This window comes from SAR202 cluster bacterium (genome assembly GCA_016872285.1).
Lineage (GTDB): Bacteria > Chloroflexota > Dehalococcoidia > Lucifugimonadales.
Genome location: VGZZ01000015.1, coordinates 41,451 through 50,230 on the forward strand (window position 1 = coordinate 41,451; position 8,780 = coordinate 50,230).

The following is an 8,780-nucleotide window of genomic DNA, read 5'->3' on the forward strand; positions in this document are numbered from 1 at the left end:
ATGACTTAAACGCAATCTGACGACTGCTTGAGCAGCGAACTTAGCAGCTAAGGCGACTTGCTACGCGCTGGCGCCAGCCTTTTTCTCCAGTTGGGTGATGCGGTCCTGCAGGGCTTTTACTTCCTTGTCGGAGGGGGCTGGCTGCTCTTTGATTTTTGCCTCGACGTACTTTTGAAGCAGGGCGGCGGCGTGGTCCATGGTCTTTTGTACTTCAGCGTTGACTTTTTTGATGGTGTCGAAGTCGTGGGAGTCGTTGGGGGCGAGGACTTCGGTGCGCCAGTTGGCGAGCTGGGTCCAAAAGCCAAAGACGACGGTGCGGAGCTGGGACTGGTCGGACGCGGCGTTGGAGATGCGCTTGAGAGGGTCGATGAAGAAGAGGCCGAGGGTAGTGGCGAGGCCGCCGGCGCCGAACATGGCGGTGAACTGCTCCTGGCCTTTGAAGAGGCCGACGACGGCGGCTAGAACTAACAGGCCGATGCCGACGCCGAAGAGAGACACGTTAAGCCAGGTAAAGATTGTGAAGGAGCTTTTAGGGAGGTCCAGGGAGGAGAGGAGCATAACCTTGGCTTCCTCTCGGGACAGGCCGGGGAAGACCTCTTCGACCTCCTGGACTTTGCGCTTGACCTCGGCTTTGGCCTGCTCCTGCTCAGCCTTTGGCAGGTCTTTCAGCAACTCGTCCAGTATTTTGTTGGGGTCTTCGCGGTACTCCTGCCGAAGGGACTTGTTGGTAAGAATGTCCCCGACGGTGGACTGCACTCTCATCTGGCGCATGTCGAGGCGGGGGTCATCCTGTGGCGGCATGATTCATAACCTCCAAAGGGACCAATTAGCGTCTGTACTATACCACTGACGAAGAGCCGCCATCTATGTTCATGGATGTGCCAGTGAGGTAACTGGCGCGGTCGGAGGCGAGGAAGGCGATGACATCGCCGGCCTCGGCGGCCTCGCCGACGCGGCCCAGGGGGACGCCGCGCTGCTTGGCCTGCTGGGCGTAGAAGTTGTCGAGGGTGAGGCCGGGGTCTTTCTTCTGCATTTCGCGAAATCGACGCTCCTGCTGGCCGCTTTTTATAACGCCGATGCAAACAGTATTTACCAGAATGTTGTCTTTGGCGAGGTCTTTGGAGAGGGCCTTGGTGAGGGCAATGCCTGCGGCGCGGCTGACGGAGGTGGGGACGGAGGCGGCGGTGGGGGCCTTGCCGCCGATGTTGGTGACGTTGATGATTCGACCGCCGCCAGCCTTTCGCATGTGGGGGAGGGCGGCGCGGGCGAATCGGACGGCGGCCATGAGCTTGAGGTCCAGGTCGTCGGACCAGGCCTGGTCGTCGACGCTTTCGAAGGTGCCGCCGGCGGACTGGCCGGCGTTGTTAACGACGATGTCCAGGCGGCCGAAGGCTTTCACCGTCTCGTTGACGATACGCTTAACGTCATCGGCCTTGGAGACATCGCCGGAGACGGGGTGGACCTTGCCGCCGGTCTTTTTCTTTAGCTCGTCGGCGGCCTGCTGGAGGACATCTTTTCGCCGGGCGCAGATAACGACGCTGGCGCCTTCCTGGGCGAGGCGGGCGGCGGCGGCCTTGCCGATGCCTTCGCTGCCGCCGGTGATGATGGCGACTTTGCCTTTGAGTCCTAGGTCCATGGCGGGGCCTCCTTAGCGTCTTATCAGATGTAATCGTTTATTACGAAGCAAGCGTCGCTTCTATACGGGACCACCTCATCACCCTTTATCCCTCTTCTACTTTCTGAGAAGAGGGAAGAGAAAGATAAAACACCACAACCCCCTCTAACTCCCCCTTCGTCCCTCGGGGGGGTACTCGGGACAGGCTCTTCCAGGCCGAAGGGGGAGAACTAGACCAGCCCCCACCCCGTCTGATTGGATGGCTCGTAGCTTCTCATAAATTAGCCCATCATGGAAGAGAAGAAGGCTCATGGCTTTCTTCAATGTGTATCAGGCGTTTAAGGGAGAAAGGACTAGATGTGAGAGGAGGCCTCACCGCTCTACGAGTTCTAATACCCGCAAGCAAAATAAGATCTTCAGGCTGTTGTCATAGATTGAATTGGGGTTCTGTGTAACCCCTCTCTTTTCTGTATATCTGGATACGACTGCACAGGGAGTCCATCACCAGAATGTTGTCGTCAGGGTCGATGGCGATGGCGATGGGGCGCCGGAAGGGCCACTCCACCGAGGTGTCGGCGTGGCGGCGGGCTTTTAGCATGTCAGGACTCGCTGATATGTACCGTGCGCCGAACTTGGAAAGCTCGCGGGCGTCGCCGTGGAGGGAGGTTATGAACTCGGCATCAGGATTGAAGATCTGGACGCGGTTGTTTCCCCAATCGGCGACGTAGACGTCGCCGTCGCTGTCAACAGCCACTCCAGTGGGGGAGCGCAACTGGCCCGGGCCGGGCCCTGACGCGCCGAACTGGAGCAGGAAAGCGCCATCGGGTGAGAACTTCTGGACTCGATCGTTGCCCCAGTCGGCGACGTACACATTGCCCTGGCGGTCTAGGTGGATGCCGAAGGGGCTGTCGAGATCCCCCGGCCCGCTGCCCTTGCCTCCCCATACGGCTAGATGCTGGCCGTCTTTGGAGAACTTTTGAATTCGATGGTTGCGGCTTTCCGAAATATAGACGTTGTCGTCATCATCAAGCCGAATGCCTGCCGCGCCTCCAAGCTGCCCCGGGGCGCTTCCGGCCTCTCCCCATTTTGTTACGAAGGCCCGGTCCCTGGTAAATACCGACACCCTGTTCAAATACTCGTCGGTTACGTAGACATTGCCTGAGCTGTCTCGGGCGATGCCGGCGGGCCAGATGAACTGGCCATCCCCGCTGCCTATGGCGCCGGTCTCGCCGATTTTCGAGTCGTTTTCCAAATCCCACTGGGTCCATCGTTGGAAGAAGGTGCCGAAATAGGTGTCGGCGCCGGTGCTTCGGCTCACCACATAGACGACGCCTTTTTCCGCGAGGGCGATGTCCATAGGGCCGTTGCACATCTGAAGCCCGCCGACGCAGTGGCTGTAGGAGTAGGTGCGTCCGGCGACGGTCTTAGTCAGAGCCATGTTGTTTCCTCATCGGATTGCGAGATGTAAAAATGCCTTAGCAGAACTGGTATTCCCTGGTGGACGCTATAAGTTGCAGCATCTCGCCGACTCGCTGCTGGAAGGCGTGGCGGTCGGCGGCGGTGACGCCTTTGGGGAGAGGCCCCGCGGCTTTGGCGTGGGCGACCAGCTCTTTTCGGGTTTCCTGGCCCACCCTGACCTCGCCAAGGAGCCTAAGACATCCGTCCACCAGACCCTCCTCGCTGAGCGGACGCTCTTTGCTCAGGCTATCCACAATAGAGCCAACGCCGGGGTAGGAGGTGTTCCCTAACCTTTCGGCCATGAAGTTGACCCTGCGCACCAGGGAGCCGGTGTTAATCCACTCGGCGCCGGTGTGCCAGCCCTCTACGCTGGGAGGGTCCAGGACTTCCTGCCCTTGATAGCCGGTCTCGAAGGCCAACTGCATGTGGCTGGGGTCCGGCCCGTCGACACCGCCGGCTATCTTGGTGGTGCCGACGACGACTTCGATGGGACTCTTAACTTTGGCAAACCACACTTTTTCATCTTTAAAAAAGTCCGAGTTAAACAGGAAGCGAAGGGTAGGTTTTAGCTCAAAATTTGAGTCTTTAAACACCTTAGCAATGGCGTCCACAGCCTTGGGGTTCTTGGAAGGAATGTCCAGCCAGGAAGGGACCTGCACTTCATCTTCCACAAAGAAGTTGTACAGGTGACGGGCTATGAACTTATGGCAGGAGGTCTCTTCCAGGATGATGTTTATGATGTCCTCGCCGTTGAAGCGGCCGGTACGTCCAAGGAAGGTTTTGTCGCCGTTGTCATGGTCCTCAGCCCGGTACTCGAACTCCCAGTACCACCTTCCGTAGGGATTGCGAGGAAGCTTGGGCTTCATGGTCCAGCCGGTAAAGGCCGTGGCTGCCATCTTGACGTCGTCTTCGGTATAGTGGCCTTGTCCCATGGAGAAGAGTTCCAAAAGTTCCCTGCCCCAGTTCTCGTTGGGGGCAGTCCGATGGTTCTGATTGTTGTCCAGCCAGTAAAGCATGGCGGGGTCTTTGGAGAGGCGGATGAGGATGTCTCGATAGTTGCCCATGCCTTGATGGCGGAACATGTCTAGCTGGCGAAGCATCTGAGGCGGGTTGTCTACCTTTGCGTTACCTGTGGCAAAGACCATGTGCCAAAAAAGGGTCATCTTCTCCTCGAGAGGTCGAGGGGAGTTCATAAAACAGTAAAGAACCGCCATCTGAGCGGAGGGAGGGTTCTCCGGTTTCTCGGCCAGGGGGTGGTATCGGTGGAGAAGCCTGGTATCTATGCCGGGTATGCCGTGGGACGCCGGGTCTACCAGCTCCTCCACCGTGGCCTCATAGCCTTTGGCGGCATAGGACTTAATCATCTCGTAAGGAGCGCCAAATCCAGCCCGCCTTATCAGGTGAGCAATCAGTCCAATGTCTCTTCCCATAAGCCAACCTCAGAGTCAGATATAATAGCTGAGGGAAAGCTAGCATTGGGCGACTCACAGTGTCAATCAGGGGGATTACCGCACAGGCGCTGGGCTTGACGCTTTTGTGGGGCCTATGCTAAAAACAGATTCAGACAAATCAAGTTGCTGGCAGGAAAGATGCCTTTAATAGAGTACGGGTGTTACAAATGCCGGGAGGTGAGTGAGGTCCTGGTGAAGGACCGGAACAACATACCTGACACCGCTAAATGTGAATACTGCGGCAGCGAGGAGACTACTCGTCTAATATCGCAGGTGAACTACAAGGTGCAAAAGAAGGCGAAGTATAACGACGACTTCCTGGGGAAGGCTTTGCCGGCGATGCGGAAGAAGAAGGAGACGGCGGAGTTTTTTGCCGAGGGGAAGGGGTCTGACGACTCGAAGATGTTTGAGCTAGGGGAACAGATTGGGGGGAAGATAGATAACATGATTGAGAAGAATATTTTTAGACGGAAGAAGTAGACGCTGGGTCTTGCCAAGGAAGCGCCCCGATTTTTGTCGGGGCGCTTCCTTTTTGGAATTGCTTAGCAACCTTAAACAGGGAAGCCAGCCTTGTTTCTAATCGGTATACCATCCCCTTTGTCCCCTTTCCCGACTGCATCGGGACAGAGTACAGCCTGCTGGAAGGGGAAGAATAAATTAGGCTCACCTCATCACCCTCCTTCGGCCAGGCTCAGGACGGCGTCTAGCTCCCTCTTCTCCTTGGACAACAGGAGAAGAGGGAGAACCAGATGGGAGAATTACAGCACTGAGCGCTATTCGTATCGGAGGGCTTCGGCGGGGTGGATGCCGGCGGCCTGGCGGGCGGGGAGGATGGTGGTGATGACGGAGAAGATGTAGGCGATGCCGACGATGAGGCTTACCTGGAGCCAGGGGACGGAGAAGGTGACGCCCTGGAAGTCGTCTTGGATGTCCTCGACGATGTTGTAGGAGATGATGCTGCCCAGGGCTATGCCAAGGGCGATGCCCAAGAGGGCTATGAAGGAGGACTCCAGGAAGAAGCCAAACTGGATCATGCCTTTTCGATAGCCGATGGCGCGGAGGACGCCGATTTGCTGCCGGCGCTCCACCACGGCGCGCAGGCTTATGACGCCCAGGGCGGCCACGCCGACGACGAGGCCGAGGCCCATGAAGGCGGTGAAGAGGTTGTTAAAGGCTCGGTTGGCGGACACCTGGTCGTCGATGAGCTCTTCCAGGACATCGGACTCCATGCCGTTGGACAGGAAAGCGGATTCAAGTTTTCTAGCAGTGGAGGGGATGTCTACGCCGGGGGAGGTCCTGAAGCGGTAGGTGGTGACGGGTATGGGGAAGGGCAAAGCGTCGTCGACAGCTTGCTTGGAGACGATGAGGCCGCTGGGGTTGTCGGTGGTGAAGTCCAGGACGGCGATGATGGTCAGGTTGAGGTCAATGTCAGTGCGGGGCTCGAGGACCTCAATCTGGATAGGCTGCATAGAGGTGTCTTCTATAAAGAGGCCTTCAATGCGGAAGGTGCCGAAGCCCTCCTCGAACTCGCCGCCGGTGTCGCTAGGGACGATGGAGGAGTCGGCGACGGCGAGGGTGGGGTCTCGGCGTAGGGCCTCCCAGACCTCTTCGGCGGAGCTGTAGTCCGGCGACAGGATTTTGAATTCGTACCTGGTGGCGGCGAGGAAACCGTCGTCGACGGCCTGGATTTCGAGGCCGCGGAAGCGCTGCTCATCGGCGCCGGTCTGGCGGACCTGGGCCGGGGCGGTGACGTATCCGCCGATGGCCTCGAAATCGTTGATGTTCAGGTCTGGGTTGGCGGCGATGGCGGCATCGATGTCGTCGATGGGAGAAGTCGGGGCCACGGAAGCCTCGATATCCCAGTGGCCGGTGATCTCGTCAGCGTTGGCGAAGGCGTTGCCAAAGACGTTGGTGAGGATGGAGATAACGATGAGGGTGAAGATGACGAGGGCGAACATGGCGAGGGTGAGGCCGGTGCGGAACTTGGCGCTCATAGGATAGGCGACGGCGGTGACCAGGACGGGACGCAGCTTGCTAAATCGTCCCGTGAGAGCGACGGCAGCGCGCATGAGGAGGTCCGCGTTGTACATAACGGTCCAGACGGCGGCGGCGACCATGGAGATGCCGGAGATGAAGAACATCTCGAAGTCGGAGTCCAGGACACCGAGGACGGGCTCCATGGTGTCGAAAGGAAGTATCCAGTAGCCCAGCATGATAACGCCGATGAAGGTGAAGGCGAGACGGTCTATGACCTCGGGGCGGGGGACGGCGCGGCGGAAGGCGATGGGGAGGGTCATGGAGGCGCCGCAGATGAGGAGGAGGACGCCGATGATGCCGCCGGCGAGGCTTGAGTCGACGAAGGCATTGATAAGGACGGCAGTACCTCCCGCGAGGGTGAGGAGGCCGAAGGTGAGGGCGATGGAGGGCCATCTGAGAGCGGTGAGGCGGAGCATTAGGCCCAGGCCGACGATCATCAGGGAGCTGCCGATGGCGAAGGGGGCGAGCTGATCGCCGCTGATGCCGGCCCAAACGAGGAGGAGGCCGAGGAGGAGGGTGAGCCAGCCGCGTCGCAGATAGGGCCAGGAGACCCTGAAAAGGGCGGCAATGGCGTCGATTATCCAAATAGGGAAGGCAAGGACCCAGGCAAGGGCGGCACCGAGGAAGAGCAATCCCCTGGAGAACTGCTTGTGGACCAGGTCACGGGAGCCGTAGACGAGGAAATAGAAGGGGCGCAGGAGGGCTTTCAAGAGGCTGTAGGCGCGGCGGCCCAGGGAATCCTCGCCCTTGAGGACTATGGTCTCGGGGAGGTCACGGACGGCCTCGACGATGTTCATGCGGCTGACTCGATAGGCGGAGACGGCCACGGTGGCGAAGGTGATTATCATGCCGAGGCAGTAGGCGACGATGGCGCTGCGGGGTTCGACGTGATAGGTGAGGCTGAAGCCCTCCTCGATATCGGATAAGATGCGGTTGGCGAGGGCGACAATGCCGGCGCTTATAGCCAGTCCGATGGCGGTGCCGACGGCGGCGGCGAGGAGGTTATAGGCGGTGCCCTCAAAAACAAACATCTGAATCAAGTGGCTGCGCTTAGCGCCGACGGCGCGGGCCATGCCCATTTCGACACGGCGGGCGGCGGCTAGCATAACGAAGATGAGGAAGATGAGGAGGATGCCGACCATAACTGAGAAGAGGCCCATGATGATAAAGAAGGTGGTGACGCCGCTGCCAACCTCGTCAGCCAGGTCCAGGAAGCGGCGCTTAATCTCGAAGACGCTCATGTCCGAGAGGTCTTTGAACAGCAGGTCTGCCCTGGACTGGAGTTCCGGCTGGACGCCGGTGTCTAGCACGTCCAGGGCCTCGTCAGAAACGTCCTGATCGGAGAGGAGGCTGACGAGCTGACTGGAGACGATGGGGCGCTGCAGTTCCTCACGCAGAGAGGCGAAGTCTGATTTAAGCTCACCGCTGAGGGTCTGCTCTCGCGCTTGAATCAAGGCGAGGACGTCCTGGGAGGACAAGAGAGCCTTTAGCTGCTCTGCGACCTGGGGGTCGGCGAAGATGCCGCGAAGCCTGCGGGCGACGGCCTCGCTATGCTCGACGCCGGAGCGCTCGCCGCCCCGGTTGGAGACGGCGATGGCGTTAATCTGGCCTGGTTGATTAAGAAGTGCCTGTCCCTGGGCCAGGGTCATGACTACGGTAGAGTCTATGCCGGCAAGGCCGCCGTCCAGGATTATCGCGGCGACCTTGTAGTCGGCCTGGCGGCCACGGGCGAAGAGGCGGACGGTGTCGCCGGGTTGGGCGTCCAGCTCCTTAGCGGCCTCCTCGTTGATAAAGACGGAGTCGGGTGACAAGGCTTGGAGAGAGACGGGCTGGCCGGTTGGATCCAGGAAGTCGCCGAAGCCGACCGTGCGGGCGGGGTCGACGGCGGCGATGCGGCCCTGGCCTTCGGACAGGGAGGTGCGGGGGTTGAAGAGGGGGACGATCTCAGCGATATAGGGAACGAGGCCGTCGATGTCGTCGGAGCCTTCAAGCTGACGCTCGAGATCATCAAAGGTCTGGACAGGGAAGTAGGCCTCCTGTCCTCGACCGAACTGATCGGTGGCGCGGGTGGAGGCAAGGACCTCGTCGATAGTCCCGAGGCCGGTGACGGTCTCGTTGCGGATGGAGTAGCTGATGGTGTCGCCGGTGCCGAAGGCGGCGGCCATGATAAGGGCGCTGAGCATAGAGCCGACGACGATAAGGACGGTCTGAGCAGGCCT

At 59.5% G+C, this 8,780-nt stretch carries 6 protein-coding genes; 1 reads left to right on the forward strand and 5 read right to left on the reverse strand.

Features of this window, described 5'->3' with window-relative positions; translation table 11 throughout:
- Window positions 1–60 precede the first annotated feature (60 nt).
- From FJ320_05955 to FJ320_05970, 4 genes are all read right to left on the reverse strand, one after another.
- Window positions 61–801, reverse strand: coding sequence for a hypothetical protein (locus FJ320_05955; protein ID MBM3925518.1), 741 nt, complete (start codon window positions 799–801; stop codon window positions 61–63).
- A 37-nt stretch (window positions 802–838) separates the two neighbouring features.
- Entirely contained in the window at window positions 839–1,636 is a 798-nt protein-coding gene (locus FJ320_05960) for an SDR family oxidoreductase (protein MBM3925519.1), read from the reverse strand.
- A gap of 406 nt (window positions 1,637–2,042) precedes the next feature.
- Window positions 2,043–3,053 carry a hypothetical protein gene (locus FJ320_05965; protein MBM3925520.1) on the reverse strand — a complete coding sequence of 337 codons (1,011 nt, stop codon included), beginning with the start codon at window positions 3,051–3,053 and terminating at the stop codon, window positions 2,043–2,045.
- A 37-nt stretch (window positions 3,054–3,090) separates the two neighbouring features.
- On the reverse strand, window positions 3,091–4,503 hold the full coding sequence (locus FJ320_05970) for a DUF1800 domain-containing protein (GenBank protein ID MBM3925521.1): 1,413 nt from the start codon (window positions 4,501–4,503) through the stop codon (window positions 3,091–3,093).
- A gap of 159 nt (window positions 4,504–4,662) precedes the next feature.
- On the opposite strand from FJ320_05970, the gene FJ320_05975 reads away from it, so the two are divergent.
- The gene (locus tag FJ320_05975) at window positions 4,663–5,004 is read left to right on the forward strand and encodes a hypothetical protein (protein ID MBM3925522.1); all 342 of its coding nucleotides are present in this window, start codon (window positions 4,663–4,665) and stop codon (window positions 5,002–5,004) included.
- Between the two features lie 293 nt (window positions 5,005–5,297).
- Here FJ320_05975 and FJ320_05980 read toward each other — a convergent pair.
- The coding region (locus tag FJ320_05980) for an FtsX-like permease family protein (GenBank protein MBM3925523.1) at window positions 5,298–8,780 on the reverse strand (3,483 nt) is incomplete at its 5' end.

Bases quoted from the DNA above. Each gene is read 5' to 3' on its own strand.
- FJ320_05955 (MBM3925518.1), bottom strand. From the start codon at position 801: ATGCCGCCACAGGATGACCCCCGCCTCGACATGCGCCAGATGAGAGTG.
- FJ320_05960 (MBM3925519.1), bottom strand. From the start codon at position 1,636: ATGGACCTAGGACTCAAAGGCAAAGTCGCCATCATCACCGGCGGCAGC.
- FJ320_05970 (MBM3925521.1), bottom strand. From the start codon at position 4,503: ATGGGAAGAGACATTGGACTGATTGCTCACCTGATAAGGCGGGCTGGA.
- FJ320_05965 (MBM3925520.1), bottom strand. From the start codon at position 3,053: ATGGCTCTGACTAAGACCGTCGCCGGACGCACCTACTCCTACAGCCAC.
- FJ320_05975 (MBM3925522.1), top strand. From the start codon at position 4,663: ATGCCTTTAATAGAGTACGGGTGTTACAAATGCCGGGAGGTGAGTGAG.